The sequence below is a fragment of the Roseovarius salinarum genome, assembly GCF_002834145.1.
Taxonomy (GTDB): domain Bacteria; phylum Pseudomonadota; class Alphaproteobacteria; order Rhodobacterales; family Rhodobacteraceae; genus Roseovarius; species Roseovarius salinarum.
Genome location: NZ_PHNT01000007.1, coordinates 23,128 through 39,297, shown reverse-complemented (window position 1 = coordinate 39,297; position 16,170 = coordinate 23,128). Strand labels below are relative to the sequence as shown.

At 66.2% G+C, this 16,170-nt stretch carries 17 protein-coding genes; 4 read left to right on the top strand and 13 right to left on the bottom strand.

The annotated features are described in order from the left end of the window. Nucleotide 1 precedes the first annotated feature (1 nt). The 7 genes from CEF10_RS08310 to CEF10_RS08280 all read right to left on the bottom strand — a co-directional run bounded on the left by CEF10_RS08310 (nt 2) and on the right by CEF10_RS08280 (nt 4,793). The gene (locus CEF10_RS08310; RefSeq protein ID WP_101067680.1) at nt 2-760 is read right to left on the bottom strand and encodes a TIGR02186 family protein; all 759 of its coding nucleotides are present in this window, start codon (nt 758-760) and stop codon (nt 2-4) included. Beyond that, complete coding sequence (locus tag CEF10_RS08305) at nt 760-1,677, bottom strand: sulfite exporter TauE/SafE family protein (RefSeq protein ID WP_101067790.1); 918 nt, start codon at nt 1,675-1,677, stop codon at nt 760-762. The genes CEF10_RS08310 and CEF10_RS08305 overlap by 1 nt, the downstream gene beginning before the upstream one ends. A 79-nt stretch (nt 1,678-1,756) precedes the next feature. Further along, entirely contained in the window at nt 1,757-2,173 is a 417-nt protein-coding gene (locus tag CEF10_RS08300) for a GNAT family N-acetyltransferase (protein ID WP_101067679.1), read from the bottom strand. Next, the gene (gene tsaB / locus CEF10_RS08295) at nt 2,163-2,750 is read right to left on the bottom strand and encodes a tRNA (adenosine(37)-N6)-threonylcarbamoyltransferase complex dimerization subunit type 1 TsaB (RefSeq protein ID WP_332870143.1); all 588 of its coding nucleotides are present in this window, start codon (nt 2,748-2,750) and stop codon (nt 2,163-2,165) included. Before tsaB ends, CEF10_RS08300 begins: the two co-directional genes overlap by 11 nt. A 4-nt stretch (nt 2,751-2,754) precedes the next feature. Continuing rightward, nucleotides 2,755-3,318 carry a NifU family protein gene (locus tag CEF10_RS08290; RefSeq protein ID WP_101067678.1) on the bottom strand — a complete coding sequence of 188 codons (564 nt, stop codon included), beginning with the start codon at nt 3,316-3,318 and terminating at the stop codon, nt 2,755-2,757. A gap of 90 nt (nt 3,319-3,408) precedes the next feature. Continuing rightward, nucleotides 3,409-3,864: a universal stress protein gene (locus CEF10_RS08285; protein WP_101067677.1), complete on the bottom strand. Its 456-nt coding sequence runs from the start codon at nt 3,862-3,864 to the stop codon at nt 3,409-3,411. Between the two features lie 62 nt (nt 3,865-3,926). Then, nucleotides 3,927-4,793: a branched-chain amino acid aminotransferase gene (locus CEF10_RS08280; protein WP_101067676.1), complete on the bottom strand. Its 867-nt coding sequence runs from the start codon at nt 4,791-4,793 to the stop codon at nt 3,927-3,929. Nucleotides 4,794-4,974: 181 nt separating this feature from the next. Here CEF10_RS08280 and CEF10_RS08275 point away from each other — a divergent pair, with 181 nt between their 5' ends. Then, on the top strand, nt 4,975-5,535 hold the full coding sequence (locus tag CEF10_RS08275) for a hypothetical protein (protein ID WP_408638437.1): 561 nt from the start codon (nt 4,975-4,977) through the stop codon (nt 5,533-5,535). A 13-nt stretch (nt 5,536-5,548) separates the two neighbouring features. Here CEF10_RS08275 and CEF10_RS08270 read toward each other — a convergent pair whose 3' ends face one another. From CEF10_RS08270 to trpS, 3 genes are all read right to left on the bottom strand, one after another. Next, a complete protein-coding gene (locus CEF10_RS08270) occupies nt 5,549-6,040 on the bottom strand; it encodes a VOC family protein (RefSeq protein ID WP_101067674.1) in 492 nt (163 codons plus the stop codon). A 105-nt stretch (nt 6,041-6,145) separates the two neighbouring features. After that, nucleotides 6,146-6,727, bottom strand: a complete 582-nt coding sequence (locus tag CEF10_RS08265; protein WP_101067673.1) for a VOC family protein — start codon at nt 6,725-6,727, stop codon at nt 6,146-6,148. Between the two features lie 52 nt (nt 6,728-6,779). Further along, nucleotides 6,780-7,829, bottom strand: coding sequence for a tryptophan--tRNA ligase (gene trpS, locus CEF10_RS08260; RefSeq protein ID WP_101067672.1), 1,050 nt, complete (start codon nt 7,827-7,829; stop codon nt 6,780-6,782). 82 nt (nt 7,830-7,911) lie between these two features. Between trpS and CEF10_RS08255 the strand changes: the two genes are divergently transcribed. Next, nucleotides 7,912-8,598, top strand: coding sequence for a rhomboid family intramembrane serine protease (locus tag CEF10_RS08255; protein WP_101067671.1), 687 nt, complete (start codon nt 7,912-7,914; stop codon nt 8,596-8,598). 11 nt (nt 8,599-8,609) lie between these two features. On the opposite strand, the gene murJ is transcribed toward CEF10_RS08255, so the two are convergent. Beyond that, the gene (gene murJ, locus CEF10_RS08250) at nt 8,610-10,148 is read right to left on the bottom strand and encodes a murein biosynthesis integral membrane protein MurJ (RefSeq protein ID WP_101067670.1); all 1,539 of its coding nucleotides are present in this window, start codon (nt 10,146-10,148) and stop codon (nt 8,610-8,612) included. Nucleotides 10,149-10,811: 663 nt separating this feature from the next. Here murJ and CEF10_RS16860 point away from each other — a divergent pair. Beyond that, nucleotides 10,812-11,540, top strand: a complete 729-nt coding sequence (locus CEF10_RS16860; RefSeq protein ID WP_157932979.1) for a hypothetical protein — start codon at nt 10,812-10,814, stop codon at nt 11,538-11,540. 8 nt (nt 11,541-11,548) lie between these two features. Beyond that, nucleotides 11,549-12,952 (top strand): class I SAM-dependent methyltransferase, encoded by a 1,404-nt coding sequence (locus CEF10_RS08240; RefSeq protein WP_101067668.1) that lies wholly within the window; start codon nt 11,549-11,551, stop codon nt 12,950-12,952. 389 nt (nt 12,953-13,341) lie between these two features. Here CEF10_RS08240 and CEF10_RS08235 read toward each other — a convergent pair whose 3' ends face one another. Together CEF10_RS08235 and CEF10_RS08230 are read right to left on the bottom strand one after the other, a co-directional pair. Beyond that, nucleotides 13,342-14,262, bottom strand: coding sequence for a hypothetical protein (locus CEF10_RS08235; protein WP_157932978.1), 921 nt, complete (start codon nt 14,260-14,262; stop codon nt 13,342-13,344). Nucleotides 14,263-14,563: 301 nt separating this feature from the next. Further along, on the bottom strand, nt 14,564-16,117 hold the full coding sequence (locus tag CEF10_RS08230; RefSeq protein ID WP_101067666.1) for a hypothetical protein: 1,554 nt from the start codon (nt 16,115-16,117) through the stop codon (nt 14,564-14,566). Between the last annotated feature and the right edge of the window lie 53 nt (nt 16,118-16,170).

Genomic DNA, 16,170 nt, shown 5'->3' with positions numbered 1-16,170 from the left:
CTCAGGCGCGCCGCAGGAGCTGGAAGGCCGCCGAGGCGCCCCAGCCGGCGGCGATGGCGATGGCCAGCGACATCAGCCCGTAAAGCAGGGGCTGCTGCCGCGACAGCGTGAAAAGCCAGCGTTCCAGCCCGACCTTGCGCACGTCGATGGTGGTCTCGAAATTGGACACCACGCGCCCCTCGCGCGTGAGGAAGATGCGCGTGTCGTATTGCCCCTCGGTCAGGTTGGCCGGCAGGTCGATGGCGGTCCGGAACAGCGTCTGTTCGTCCAGCGCGACACCGCCCTCGAGCGTCTGGTAGGCGCCCTGTTTCTTGCGGATGCGGATCAGCGCCTGTGTGAACCGCCGCGCGTCCTTGATGGTCATCGGCGCGCCCACCGAGCGGATCGCACGTTCGAGCGTGATCTGGTGGCGCAGGTCCTCGACCTCGGACAATACCTTGTCGAGCGGCCCGCTGGTGGCCACGGCGTAGAAGCTGGGTGCCGCGTCCACCTCGACGGCCTCGGTGTTCATCCAGATGCCGAAGCGGCGTTCCTTCCGGCGCACCACCGCCGGTTTCGAAGGCCCGGCGATGGCCACGATCACATCGAGCGGCTCCTGGGGAATCGGCGCCTCCCGCTTGACCGCCCCGAAGACCAGTATCTCGGACCCCTCGAAGGTTGCCGTGATCGCGACCCTGTCCCGGCTCAGGCCCAGCACCACCTCCTCGGCCCGCAGGGGCAGGGCGCAAAGGCACAGCAGGAGCCCGAGCCACAGCCGCATCAGTGCCCTCCCGCCTCGCCGATGGAATAGACCTCGGCCGGCTTGATCAGAAGATCGGCGGCCAGCTTGCCGCAGACGGCCAGCACCATGACGGCCAGCAGGATGCGCAGCTGTTCGGCCTTCATCCGCGTGCCGATCTGCGTGCCGATCTGGGCACCGATGACACCGCCCACCAGCAGCAGCACGGCCAATGCCACGTCGACGGTGTAGTTCGTCGTCGCGTGCAGCAGCGTCGTGAAGGCGGTGACGAAGATGATCTGGAACAGCGAGGTGCCGACAACCACCTTGGTCGGCATGCCGAGGATGTAGATCATCGCCGGCACCATGATGAAGCCGCCGCCCACACCCATGATCGCCGCGAGGATACCCACGGCCACGCCGACCAGGACCGGCGGGATGACGCTGATGTAAAGCCCCGAGGTGCGGAACCGCATCTTGAAGGGCAGCCCGTGCACCCATGTGTGCCGACGGCGCCGGCGGGCCGGGCCGCCCGAGCGTGTTTGCCGGATCGCGCGCAGGCTTTCGAGGAACATCATGCCCCCGATCACGCCCAGGAACACCACGTAGCAAAGCCGCACCAGAAGATCGACCTGGCCCAGCGACTTGAGGTAGTTGAAAACCAGCACACCCAGCGCCGCCCCCGCGAGACCGCCGATGAGCAATACCACCCCCATCTTCAGGTCGACCGTCTTTCGTCGCAGGTGCGCCAGCACGCCCGAGAAGGACGAGGCGACGATCTGGTTGGCCTCGGTCGCCACGGCCACGGCGGGGGGAATGCCGATGAAGAACAGAAGCGGCGTCATGAGGAAGCCGCCGCCCACGCCGAACATGCCCGACAGGATGCCCACCAGCCCGCCCAGCCCGAACAGGAGGAAGGCGTTCACCGAGACTTCGGCTATGGGCAGGTAGATCTGCATGACCATCACCTAGCCGCATGTCCGCCGGTTTGACAAGGCTGGGGCGGAATCAGGAGGCGATTGCCGGCGGGTCGTCGGGCTATTCCAGGGGGCGGCGCAGGATCAGCGCGTCGGCCCGGGATCCACCGGGGCGCGCGTAGTAGGCCGGCCGCCGGCCCGCCTCGGCGTAGCCCGCGGCGCGATAGAGCATGCAGGCCGCGGCATTGTCGCCGGCAACCTCCAGAAAGGCATGCCGCGCGCCGCGCTGTCGCGCTTCGGCCTCGTAGTCGGCCAATCGCGCACGCCCCAGGCCCTGCCGCCTGTGCGCCGGGTCGGTGGCCAGCGTCAGAAGCTCCGCCTCGTCGCCGGCCACGCGGCCGAGCGCGAAGGCCCGCGCGTCACCCGTTGCGAAAACGCCAACGCTGTCGAGCAGGGCACGGAACTCCGGCGCGCGCCAGCCACGGCCTTCGCCCGCGAAGGCCCGCGCGTGCAGCGCTGCCATCGCCTCAGGCGTCATCCTGCAGGATCCTCGGGGCAGGGTCGCGCGGCGGGGCTGCATCGGCGGGCTTGACGTAAAGCGGCGCAGGCGGTGGAAGGTCGGTCACGTCCGCGGCGGCCGCGATCCGCGCGATAGCCTCCACGAGCTGCGCCGGTGGGGGAGGTTCGCGCAGCGGCAGGCCATGCGCCTGCGCTTCGGCCAGCGTCACCAGCGACGGCGGCTCGCCCGGCGGCGCGATGTAGCGTTGGTCGCGCGGGCCCGGCACCACGGCCAGGTGCGGCTCGGCGCGGCCGTGCTCGATGGCCCGGAAGCTGGAGACGCCGACAGCCGGCCGTTCCAGTGCCAGCGCCAGCCCTCGCGCGGTTGCGACCGCGATCCGGATGCCGGTGAAATTCCCGGGGCCGATGCCGACGCCGATACGGTCGAGGTCGGCCCATCCGACGTTTGCCTCGGCAAGGATGCGTTCGAGCATGGGCACGAGATGTTCGGCCTGCCCGTGGCCCATGTCATCCGCGGCGGACGCGACGACCGCGCCATCGCGCAGCAGGACGGCCGCGCAATGCGGGCCGGACGTATCGAAGCCCAGTGTCAGCAACGCGTCAGATGCCGATCGGGCGCACCTCGGTCACTTCGGGAATGTAGTGGCGCAGCAGGTTCTCGATGCCCATCTTCAGCGTGATGGTCGAGGACGGGCAACCCGCGCAGGCGCCCTGCATGTGCAGGTAGACGACGCCGCGTTCGAAGCCGTGGAAGGTGATGTCGCCGCCGTCCTGCGCCACGGCGGGGCGCACGCGGGTGTCCAGCAATTCCTTGATCTGGCCCACGATCTCGGCGTCCTCGCCGTGGTGCTCGGCATGGCCGGCCGGTTCGGCGCCCTCGCCGGCGATCACCGGCTCACCGGTCTGGTAATGCTCCATGATCGCGCCGAGGATGGCGGGCTTGATGTGATCCCACTCGATGTCCTCGGCCTTGGTCACGGTCACGAAGTCATTGCCGAAGAACACGCCCGTGACGCCATCGACCCCGAAGATTCGCTTGGCCAGCGGGGACTTGTCGGCGGCGTCAGGCGAAGGAAAGTCGGCGGTGCCGGCCTCCAGAACGGTCTGCCCAGGCAGGAACTTCAGGGTGGCGGGATTCGGCGTCGATTCGGTCTGGATGAACATTTCAGGTGCACCTTTCGTCGGGCTTGCCAAGATATGCGGACCCCGGTGGACGAAGTCAAGGTTTAGAACCGTTCTAAAAATCGGGCGCGGTCAGGTGATCGCTTCCAGTCGTTCCTTGGTCAGGTCGCCGGGCACGATCGTGATCGGGATCGGCATCGTGCCGGCGTTCCTGGTCAGCTGTGTGACCAGCGGGCCGGGCCCCTTCTTGCCGGTGCCCGCCCCGAGGACGAGAACGCCGATTTCCGGGTCGTCCTGCACCTGCGCGATGATCTCGTTGACCGGTTCGCCCTCGCGGATCACCAGTTCGGGGTCCACGCCCTGCTTGTCGCGCATCCACTTGGCGAACACCTCGTAATGCGCGTGGATGCGTTCGCGCGCCTCCTCGCGCATGACCTCGCCCACGCCGATCCAGTGGTTGAACTCCTCGGGCGGAATGACCGACAGGATCTCGACACCCGCCGAGGTGTGCGCCGCGCGCATCGCCGCGAACCGCATCGCGTTGAGGCATTCGCGGCTGTCGTCCAGGACAACAAGAAACTTGCGCATGTCGGATCACTCCTCGCCCGGCACATGATGCCGCCAATCGGCCCGCCGGGCAAGCTGCGCGCTCATCTCGCGCTTTTCGCCCAGTCCCAGTACATGTCGCGCACCTGCCGCGTCACCGGGCCGACCTGGTAGCTGGTGTCGTCGAACGCCGTGACCGGCGTGACCTTCATCAGGTTGCCCGACAGGAAGACCTCGTCGGCGGCGTGGAAATCCTCGAAACTCATCACCGTCTCGTGCACGGTCATGCCCTCGGCGCGCATGTTGTCGATGTGCCGCGCCCGGGTGATGCCGGACAGGAAGGTGCCGTTGGGAATGGGCGTGAACACCTCGCCGTCGCGGACCGCGAAGACGTTGGCGGTCGCCGTTTCGGCCACGTTGCCCAGCGCGTCGGCGACCAGCGCGTTGCCGAAGCCCTTGGACCGCGCCTCGGCCAGCATGCGCGCGTTGTTGGGATAAAGGCACCCCGCCTTCGCGTTCACGACCGCGTCCTCGAGCACCGGCCGGCGGAACCGCGTGCGCGTCAGGGTTGTCGTGGCCTCGGGCGGGGCCATCGGCACCTCCTCGAGGCTGATCGCGAATCCCGTCGCGCCGTCCTCCTTGGGCACCACGGCGAGGTGGCCGCCCTCGATCGCCCAGTACATCGGGCGAATGTAGATCGCCGCGTCCTTCGGGTAGGCGCCCAGCCCCTCGTTGATGATCCCGACCATCTCGTCCGTGGTCACGGTCGGGGTGATCATCAGCGCCCGCGCCGATGCGTTGACCCGCGCGCAGTGCTTGTCGAGGTCCGGCGCCAGCCCGTCGACGTAGCGCGCGCCGTCGAACACGCTGCTGCCCAGCCAAGCCCCGTGGTCGGCCGCCCGCATGACCATGACGTCGCCGTCGTGCCAGTGGCCGTCGAAATAGGTGCGGATATTGGTGCCCGTGGCCATTGCTGCGCCTCCTCCTTCGCCCCGTTTGCGACGCAGCCTAGGGCCGCGTGGCGCCGGGGTCCAGTGGGTCACCGGTTGGGCATCTCGACATCGTCGAAGGCGCCGGGTAGCTTTCGATCACAAGGGGCAGCAAAAGGGGCCGACGGCCTTGGGACTCGTCCGTAGGGTCATGTGCATTGTGGTGCTGGCGGCATCGCTGGCGTTGACCGGATGCGCCGGTGCGCCGCCGGCCACGGAGCGCACGGAAGTGGCGGCGCTGGCGACCGGGATCCGCGCGCTGGGCAAGGACGTCGACCCGCAGGAGGCCGCGCGCGCCGCCCGCGTCGCCTATGCCCACACCGACCGGCTGGCCGAGGAATACCGGATCACCGATCCCCCGCTCGTGCACAACGCGAAGGTCAACATGGGTCTGCGCCCGCGCGGACTGTGCTGGCACTGGGCGCACGACATGCAGGCGCGGCTGGCGCAGGAGCGATTCCGCACGCTGGAACTGCACCGGGCCATCGCTAACGCCGACAACCCGTTCCGCATCGATCATTCCACCGTCATCGTCAGCCGGCGCGGCGACACGATGTTCGACGGCATCGTGCTGGACCCCTGGCGAAAGGGCGGCGTGCTGCACTGGGTGCCGACGCGCGACGACACCCGATATGCCTGGCGGCCGCGCAAGGAGGTTCTGGCCGCCAAGCGCGACCGCGCGGCGCGCCGGCCGGACGCCGAAGCCGTGACGCGGCAACGGTAACCGGCGTCCGTGCTTACCTGTCGGGGGCCTCGTTCAGCAGCGCCTGCACGTCGAGCGGCGCGTTGACCATGGCAAGCGCGCCCCCTGGATCGCGCGGCCAGTCTTCGCGCGGCCGGTCGCGGCAGAGTTCGATCCCGTTGCCATCCGGATCAGAAAGGTAGACGGCCTCGCTCACCCCGTGGTCGGCCGCGCCCTCGATCGGGATCCCGGCAGCAACCACCCGCGCGACCGCGTCGGCCAGTTGCGTGCGGTCGGGGTAGAGGATCGCGGCGTGAAACAGCCCCGCGCGATGCTTGGGCGCGGGCGGCCCGCCCTTGCTGTGCCAGGTGTTCAGCGCGATGTGATGGTGATAGCCGCCGGCCGAAAGGAAGGCCGCCGAATCCCCGAAGTATTGTTGCACCTCGAAACCGAGAACACCGGCATAGAAGCCGACCGCGCGGTCGAGGTCCGCGACTTTCAGGTGAATGTGTCCGATGCGGGTTTCGGGATGAACCGGGGCGGTCATGGTGGTCACCGTGCGTTTGTTGCGCCGGCATGATGGGCACGCGCCCGCGTTCGCGCAATCCCGGCGCATGCGCGGCCGCCTGTGCGCCGTTGCACAGCGGGACCGTCAGCGGGGGGGCTTGGCGGTCCGGTCCGACGACAGGCTCGGCCGCCGCGCCGAGACCAGCCGCTCTATGGCATCGGCCAGGTGAACCTCGGCTATGGCGTGATCGCCGCGTTCCGCACGCAGCCGGTGTGCCTCCATCAGCACATCGGCGTGGCTGCAACCGGTCGGCGGCTCGAACCGGTAGCAGGCCAGTTCGATGAGCAGGCCGAGCGGGTCACGGAAATAGATCGAGTCCATGAACCCGCGGTCCTTCGGCCCGGAATGCGCGATGTTGCGCTCGTTCAACCGTTCGGCCACCTGCGCGAAGCTGGCGCGGCTGACCGCGAAGGCCAGGTGATGCACGCAGCCCGGGTCGGCCGGCGTGCGGCGGTGCACCGGCGCGCGCGCCTCGTTGGTGAACACCGTGATCAGCCGCCCGTCGCCGGGATCGAAGTACAGGTGCCCTTCGTCCGGGTCGTCGAGGTTGGGCTGCTCGAAGACGAAGGGCATGCCCAGCATGCCCTCCCAGAAATCGATCGAGGTCTGCCGGTCGGCGCCGGTCAGCGTTATGTGGTGCACGCCCTGTGCCTGGATCTTGCGCATGTCGCCCTCCTGTCCGTCGACTATCGGGGCGCGCGCGCACCGATGCAACGGGTCAGGGGCGGGCGCCGACCATGCCGACGATCTCGTAGGTGCGTTGCAGGATCGGATGCGCGATGGCGCGGGCGCGCTCGGCGCCGCGGGCGAGAAGGCGATCGATCTCGGCGGGGTCCTCCATCAGCCGGCCCATCTCGGCAGAGATGGGGGCGATGCGCTCGACTGCGAGGTCGGCCAGCATCGGCTTGAACTCGGAAAACGGCTTGCCCCCCGCTTCGGCCATGACCTGTTCGACGCTCTTGTCGGCCAGCGCGGCATAGATGTTGACGAGGTTGCGCGCTTCCGGCCGCGTCTCCAGGCCTTCGGCCGTCTCCGGCAGCGGCTCGGGGTCGGTCTTGGCCTTGCGGATCTTCTTGGCGATGGTGTCGGCGTCGTCGGTCAGGTTGATACGGCTCATGTCCGAGGGGTCGGATTTCGACATCTTCTTCTCGCCGTCGCGCAGGCTCATCACCCGTGTCGCCGCGCCCTCGATCACGGGCTCGGTGTCGGGGAAGAACTCGATACCGTAGTCGTGGTTGAACTTGGCGGCGATGTTGCGGGTTAACTCCAGGTGCTGCTTCTGGTCCTCGCCCACGGGCACCTGCGTGGCGTGGTACACGAGGATGTCGGCCGCCATCAGCGCCGGGTAGCCGAAAAGCCCGAGGCTGGCCTGCTCGGCGTTCTTGCCGGCCTTGTCCTTGAACTGCGTCATCCGCTTCATCCAGCCCATGCGCGCCACGCAGTTGAAGATCCACGCCAGCTGCGCGTGCTCGGCCACCTGGCTCTGGTTGAACAGGATCGCCCGCTCCGGGTCGAGGCCCGAGGCGATGAAGCCCGCCGCCAGTTCGCGCGTGGCGTGGCGCAGCGCGTCGGGTTCTTGCCAGACCGTGATCGCGTGCAGGTCCACCATGCAGTAGAGCGCCTCCACCCCCGCATCCAGCGGTTCCGCGAACCGCTTGAGCGCGCCCAGGTAGTTGCCCAGGTGCAGGTTGCCCGAGGGCTGGATCCCCGAAAAGACGCGCGGCGTGAAGCCATCGGCCGCGCGGGGCGTCTGGGCCCCTTCCGTCATGATCGATCTCCGTCTGGATTTATCCGTCGGCCTCGCTTACCCATGGGCCGATGCCCCGTCAAGCAAAGGCCCCGAAGACCCGATGACACCGCCCGAGCCCCAGCACCCGGTCAACCCGCTGCCCCCCGTCATCGCCGCGCTCTTCCTCGTCATCATGGGGATCGAGACGGCCTTCATGCTGGGGTCCCGCGGCATTGTCGGCGGCCCCGAGGCCGTGGGCTGGCGCCAGGGCGCGATCCAGGCCTTCGGGTTCAACGCGGACGTGATGGACTGGATGCTGGTGAACGGCGTCTACCCGGCCGAGCATGTCATCCGCTTCGTCAGCTACGCCTTCGTGCACGGCACCTTCACCCACGCGATCTTTGCCGGGGTCCTGCTGCTGGCGCTGGGCAAGTTCGTGGGCGAGGTCTTCAGCCAGTTGGCCACGCTGTCGGTCTTCGTGGTGTCCACGGTGGTCGGGGCGGTCGTCTACGGGTTCGTGGCCGCCGGGCAGCCGTGGCTCATCGGGGCGTTCCCCGGGGTTTACGGGCTGATCGGCGGGTTCACCTACATCCTGTGGCAGCGGCTGGGGCAGATGGGCGCCCAGCAATCGCGCGCCTTCACGCTGATCGCGGTGCTTCTGGGCATCCAGCTGGTGTTCGGGCTGATCTTCGGCGGCAGCCGCGACTGGGTGGCGGATGTCGCCGGCTTCGCCGCGGGCTTCGCGCTGTCCTTCTTCGTCAGCCCGGGCGGCTGGCAGCGGATGCGCGCCATGATCCGCCATCGCTGAGCGCGCACGGATCAGCGCCGCAGCGCAGCGCGGAATTCGTGCAGGCGGAAGGCGCCGATCACCTGGCCCGTGCCGAAATAGCTGACGAGGCCCGCGCCCACCAGCGCAATCAGCGCCCCCCAGCGCCAGCCGGGCAGCGCGAACATCGGGGTGAGCAGCACCATCGCGCCCCACAGCACCGCGCCCATCACGGCCGAGGCGATCAGGATGCGCCAGATCCGCGCGCGGAACCGGGCGTCGAACCGGGCGACATCACCCATCGGCCGCGCGCCGCGGGCCAGCGCCACGACCATCGCCCAGCCCGCCAGCGTCGTGCCGATGGCCGCGGCGATCCAGCCGATGAAGAACGACAGCCCGATGGCGACAACGGCGTTCACCACCATCGCCACCAGCGCGTAGCGGAAAGGGCTGCGCGTGTCCTCGCGCGCGAAGAACAGGGGCTGGAGGATCTTCTGCAGCACGAAGGCCGGCAGCCCCAGCCCGTAGACGGCCACCGCCAGCGCCGTCGCGGCGGTGTCGTCGGCCCCGAAGGCCCCGCGCTCGAACAGGACCGACACCAGCGGCAGCGGTACCACCACCAGCGCCACGGCCGCGGGCACCGTCAGCGCCAGCGAAATCTCACCGGCGCGCGAGAATGCCTCGCGCGCGCCGGCGTCGTCCTCGGCCTTCAGGCGGCGCGACAGGTCGGGCAGCAGCACGATGCCCACGGCGATGCCCACCACGCCCAGCGGCAGCTGGTAGAGCCGGTCGGCGGCGTAGAGCCAGCTGACCGCCTTGTCGAAGTTCGACGCCACCTGCTGGCCCACCAGAAGGTTGACCTGCATCACGCCCCCCGCCAGCGCCGCCGGCACGGCCACGCGCACGAGATGTGCCATCTCGGGCGTCCATCGGGGCCGCACGGGCACGATATGCAGGCCCGCCCGGCGCGTCGCCATCCAGACCAGCGCCAGCTGCGCCACCCCGGCCACGGGGATCGTCCAGACCAGGACGCGCGCCACCGCGCCGCCCATCCAGGCGGCGACGCTCATGGCGGCGACCAGCATGACATTCAGCAGCACCGGCGCGGCGGCCGCGGCGGCGAAGCGGCCGGTGGCGTTCAGCACGCCCGAGAACAGCGCCGCGAGCGAGATGAACAGGATGTAGGGGAACACGATCCGCCCGTAATCCACCGTCAGCCCGAAGCGCGGCCCGCCGGCGAAGCCCTCGGCCGTGGCCCAGACCAGCGCGGGCATGAACACCATCGCCAGCCCCGACAGCACCAGCAGCACAAGCCCCAGCCCCGACAGCGCCAGCGCCGCGAAGCCCTCGGGATCGTCCCGCGATTCCAGGCGCTTGGAGAACATGGGCACGAAGGCCGCGTTGAACGCGCCCTCGGCGAAGAAGCGCCGGAACATGTTGGGCAGGCGGAAGGCGGCGACGAAGGCGTCCATCGCCACCCCGGGCCCGAGGAAGCCCGCGATCAGCACGTCGCGCACGAAGCCCAGGACCCGGCTCATCAGGGTCCAGGCGCTGACGGTCAGCACGCCCGAAAGCAGGCGGACGGGTTTCATGGGCGCACCTCCCGGGGCGGATCGCCCCCCGCTTAGCGGATCGGCGCGCGGGGGGGAAGGGCACCGGCCCGCGCCCGCGCCGCGCCGGGCGGCGAATCACGGTCAGGCCGCGGAGACGGCGGCGAAACCTTCGCCCGGTCCCGCGTCGGCACACCGTCGGTATCACGTCGGTGCCCCCGCCCGCCCCGCGGCGGGGTTGACCGGGCGCGCGGGCAGGTGCGGCTGGGTGGCCGAGTCCGACCGTGTTGGGCGGGTCGTGGATGGCGGGAATGTGCAGAAGCCGACCTTGCAAAACCGGAAACCACAGCCGTCTATCCAGTTGCGCAAAACCCGGTCCGGACGATGCGCTGCCCAACCGAAGCGTGGTCATCAACAGCCAGAGCCGTTTCACCAAGGCGGTCGTGCGCCGGCTGATGCGCGCCGCCGGACAGGGTAGCCCGGCCTATGGGAGAGCGTTGCGAAGCGTTGAACCCATGTTGCGATTTCGGCTTTTCCGCCGCGCTCGGGACCCCCTCAACACCGGCGCCAATATGACTCCGACGCCGCGGAATACACGCCGGCCCTTGCATGCGACCGTGGATCAAGTACCTGGAATGCGGGCTGATTCCGCGTTTGAGACACCCCCCGGTCATTTGTTACAATAATGAATGGGGAGAATATATTATGTCTACAAGATACCGTGCTGATGCAGCGACAATCGTCGACGACCCTCAGTCCGTTCTCGGGGCACCTCTGCCAGACTCGTTTTCAGTAGCAACAAAAACAGAATTTATTGCGAGAAACGACGATTTTTTCCTAAAGGAAGTCATCGACCAAATTCCCCCGGACGGCCCGGTAACTGAGCCCGTCATGCCCGTGCTTGGGCCGACCGAGAGCAACGGTGATGCGTTTAGAAAGATTAATTGGGATTGGTCGCCTGTACCCGGAACGGACTGGAGTAATGTACCCGGAACGGACTGGAGCAATTTGTCCGGAAAATGGACTGCTGATCCAGTCGAAGAAATTCTGGATGGTACCGATATTGTCGGTGTAAAATTGTTTGATGGGACTACACCCGAGATTTATGATAAATCTTCGCCATATCTGGATGAGCTGCCGCCCGAAATCTTCATGAAGTATGTGTTTGCTGAATCCGGAGATGATTTCATCTTCACGCCACCCGAAAGCAATGGAAGCGACGAGGATTTCGTGAAAATTGATTTCATGAAATTCTACCTGCCCCCGGATGCATCCGAAGACCAAGCTAGTGGTACCGATGATGCGTTTCTCAAGATTGATGGAATATTTGAGGATTTTCACAAGATAAGCGACCCGGACGCCGGTGGTATTCCGCTTGATTTCGAGACGGGAATTAACAATTTGGCACCCGACTTTGACCCCTTCTTCGTCTGACTGCGAAGATGTCTGGTGATCCCGATGGTTATTTTACCGAACGCGAATTTCCGCTCCATTACTATCCCGCTGTTGCACCGGCGCATCTGAGATGCTTATCGGTGCTGCGAAACCGGCGGCCACTGTGCTTAGAACAGCCATTCCGCTTTCTTGACCTCGGATGTGGCAGCGGCTTCACCACGTCTTTGCTGGCCGCGGTTTATCCCGAAAGCGAGTTCGTCGGCATTGATCTCATTCCGGACCACGTTCTGAAGGCGGTGGACCGTGCGAAATCAATCGGTCTCCCGAATGCGAATTATATCGAGGCGAGCTTCCAGGATGTGGTGGAAACGTCTTCGGGCGAACTTGGGACGTTCGATTTTATTGTGTGTCACGGTGTGCTGTCATGGGTCGATACCGTGACCCGTGAAAATATTTATGAAATCCTGCAACGTCACCTCCGAACCGGTGGCCTTGTGTATATGAGCTATAATTCAATGCCCGGGTGGGCAGCCTTTGAACCTGCAAGGCATCTGGTCCAACAGTTGGCTGAAAGTCCGGGTTCATTTGCAACGGAGCCGCCAACGAAAGCGGCCCTCGACTACTTGGGTCTTCTCAGACAGGAGCAAGCCGGATTCTTTCGCGACAATTCGGCTGCCGCACTCTGGCTCGACAGGCTCGCTGACAAACCGCAATCGTATTTGGAACATGAATTCCGCCCGCGTCACGCGGCGGCTTTGTGGCATGACCGTTTGGCGAAAACGGAACTGCCTTACTGTCTCGACTATCTTGGCTCGGCGCGGCTTATCGAGAACTTCGATAGCCTGTGTTTCTCGAACGAACTTCAGGTTTACCTCGACAAGGCGTCAAACGCAGGACTGGGCGAAACTTTCAGGGATTTCGCGCTCAATCAATCTTTTCGAATGGACGTTTTTTCGCGTGGCGCGCCGATCGTCAACGCGGAAACGGGCGTCGAGAATTTTAGGAACCTGGGTATTGCGAAATTGAAAGATCTATCCGTCCCCCTCACGATACGCACACCACGCGGAAACATTCCGGTTGCCGGGGAACTCGGAAATATCGTGGCCGAAGCGGTGTCCGACGGACCAACAACCGTAGGCGAAGTGATTGAGCAGGCGAAAAATCATGGAGCCGACCCGGAAGAGAGTCAGAAGGCACTGGTCGCCATGATCGCGGGCGGGCTCGTTGAGCCGCTCCTCACAAACCGACCGAAACAAATATCTCTGGATGCCTGCGAAGCCTTCAATGAATTCGGTCGCCGGCAGGTCTACCTGGAACAGGAGCGATGGCCCGCATTCGCATCGGCGTTTCTCGGGGCCGGCGTGAGAATGAGCGAGGATGAGCTTGTGGCCTATTGCAACGGAGAGGCACTTGGTGAGCGTGCACACATGTTGCATGGAGTAGGCCTCTGACCCGAATATTGCCATGTCAGCGAAACTCCGCATGGTGGGCCGATTTGGCTCATGCACGGCTGCTGATGCAACGCGACCTGTTCAAGTAGGTTCCGCTCCGTCTCGATATCGTTCGGTGGCAGTGATGATACCGGGCCGTCTCGCCGTCAGGACCGGCTATGCGTCCGCAACGCGGCGACAGGCAGCGCTTCGCCCGGCTTGCATGCGCACTCGTCCCGGCCATGGCGCGCGGCGCGCTTGGCCTCGGGGATCGGGTTCGGCCCGGGTTCGGCCTTGACTTGGATGGTGTCGACCGTTTTTTCACCGCGCTGGCGATGTTGACGCGGTTGTCCGTCAGCGTGCGCGCGAGGTGGCAGAACCGCCCGGCGCCCGGATCGGGCTGCGTTCCATCATCGCAATCCCGCGCGGTCGTAGTTTCTCGCGACCTCCCACGCGGTTTCCTTGAAATACCGGGCCTGCGCCGTGCTCAGGGTATCCTCGGGATCGGCCAGCTTGTCCGGCAGGCTCCGCGGGTCGCGTTGGTAGATCACGGCGTAGACGAGACATGTCACCGCGTACCGCCCCATGTCGTTGGGATGGATGTCGTCCGCGAAGATGTCGCTGATGTGATCGAGGTCCGGTGCGCGCCCGGTCCGGATGTCGTCGTGGATGCGCATCATGAGCCTGTGGCCCGGGATCATGTAGACCGGCGGCATGCCGGCCGGGCGCACGGCGTTCGCGTGGTCCTGCATCCGTTCCCATTTCTTCCCCTCGCGCTCGAGTTGCCGGCGGAACGGCAATCCGCCTCCGGCTGCCGCGGCCCCTTCCTCGGGCGTCGGCCAATGCACCCAGGTGCTGTAGAGCATGAATTCGGCGCCGCGCCCCCGGTTGCCGTGTTCCCACGTGTTCCGGACCCATTTCTCGATCTGGTCGAGCGTGTTCGCCGCGAAGTCCTCCGGGCTCGGGCTCAGGGGAACGGCCTCGGTCGTGACCAGAAGCTCGTAATCCCCGATGTCCGAGCGGGCATCCGGTTTTCCGTGACCGGGTTCATGCCTCCATCGCCAGTGCAGGGGCGCGCCGGGAATCGTGGACGTTGCGATCGTGTCCTGGGCGTCTTCGCCGCCCGGGGTGGCCCTGGTCGCCAGGACGAGGCGGCCCGGCCAGGGGTGGCTCATATACGTATCCGTCAGGCTGTGGCCGCTGTGGATCTGCCGCACGGAAAGCGGGCTCGGCTCGCGCGGCGGCAGGTCCGCGACCTGAGCGTTGGCAGCCGGGATCAGGGTTGCGCACCCGATGAGCGCCGCGAGCAGTATCAGTCGTCCATGCAGCATCATTGATCGGACCTTCGTGTTCATGTTGCCGGTCATACTGGCAACAAACGGCGCGATCGGGAAGACGGGTCCGGTTTGTTCCCGTCCGTTTCGAAACTCCGCACGTCCCGCCGCGCGCCATGGCCGGGAACGGGTGACGCGGCCCTTGAGGGTGGCGCATCGTTGCGGCCGTTCAAGCAAGCCGGGCCTCGCGGAAGACGCGATACGCCTCGAACGAGGCGGCCACGATCCCCCGCTGCACCTGCCCGGAGCGGTCGCGACCGACAGTCATCTCGGGGGCGGCGATGCCACGGCCGGCATCTCAGCTTCCCACCGGGTCGCTGTCGCGGCGCCGAAGGACACCGAGGTTCCGGTCCTCGTCCATAACGAGGAGTTCGAAGGCCTCGGCGAACCGCGGGTTGTCGACCCAGCCGGCAATGCCGGACCAGTCGGCCAGATATGTGATCGGACTGTCGACGACATAGTCGAGCACGCTGCCCTGCGCCTTGATGGCGGCCAGCGCCTCGGGGTTGACCTTGCCGTCGAGATTGATCGTTCGGTCATGCCAGTAGCCCAACGTGCCGGTCTGCACCGCGCCGACCCAGACGTCATCGGGGACGTTCTCGTCGACCCATTCCACGACCTGGAAATGCCCCTGCTTGAGCCCTCCGGCCAGTTTCACGCCCAGAAGGGCGATGCAAAGGACAAGGCTGGCCGCGCTCAGCGCGCCGGTGATGGCTGGGCCGTGCCGGGACACACGTTCGAACAGCGTCAGGGCCACGGTGATCGCCGCGATGATCAGCAGCGGGCCAAGCGGTGCCAAGTAGCGGCTCAGGAAATGCGGCGCACCGAAAAGGGCACCGTAGTAGAACGCGATCGCCACGCCATAAAGCCCGTAGGCCAGAAGCGCCGCGTGGAAGGGGCGGCGGCGTGACCAAGAAAGCCCCGCAAATACGACGAGAACACCGACAACACTCAGCCCGCAGATCACCTGCACCGGCAACGCGCTTTCGAGCGCGCCGGGTATCGGCAGCATCGGAAACATGGTTTCGAACAGTTTCGCCGGCAGAAGCCCGAGATTCTGACCGAACTCCGCTGTGAGTGACTGTGCCGTGCCGCTGATCGGCATGATCGAGCCGAACCCGACCTTGTTGTAAACGAGCCACGGGGTGGCCATCGCCAGACTGATGAGGCCGGGCAACGTAAGATCCCGCAGCGCCCGACCGAGTCCTCCTCCGGTCAGCAAACAGCGCGCGAAATGCACCGCGAAGATCGCCGTGACCAGGAAGGCGCAATCGATCCGGGCCAGGAAAACCAGGCCCGATAGAAGCCCCAGCACGATCCTTTCAGCGACCGTGAAAGGCCTTTGCGCTTCGCAGAGGTTTCCGAACCACAAGAGCAGGGCGACGACCGCCAGTGTCGCCAGGCCGGTTTCTAGCGCGTTCATGCTGTGAAAAAGCATGAGCGGACCAAGAAACCATAACGCGGCGACCATCCAAGCCCAGATCGGCCCCTCGGCCAACCCGGCCAGGCTGCGTGCCGCGAAGGCGCGGATCGCGAACAACGCGAAGACCGACACGAGCGCCATGATCAGGATGACGCCGACGAGGCTTGTCACTTTGTCCCCGCCGGTGGCCAGGTAGGGCAGAGCGTAGAGAAAAGTGCCCAAAGGCTGCACGCCGTTCGTGGCAATCTCGCCATCCGAGACCGACAGGCCGGCGCCGTCCGCCAGATTGCGCGCCACGGTCAGCATCAGATAGCCATCCTCGGTGATGAAGAACCGTGCCAACCAGTCGGGGCCGAGGGCAACGGGCAGGAGCCGGTAGAGAAGGCCGAAGATCACGCAAAGCACGGTGAAGAACCAAAGCAGGCGCAATGCGCGGGACGGAGAGCGTGGATTGGTCATGTCAGTGTGCGTCGGCTTGCCAA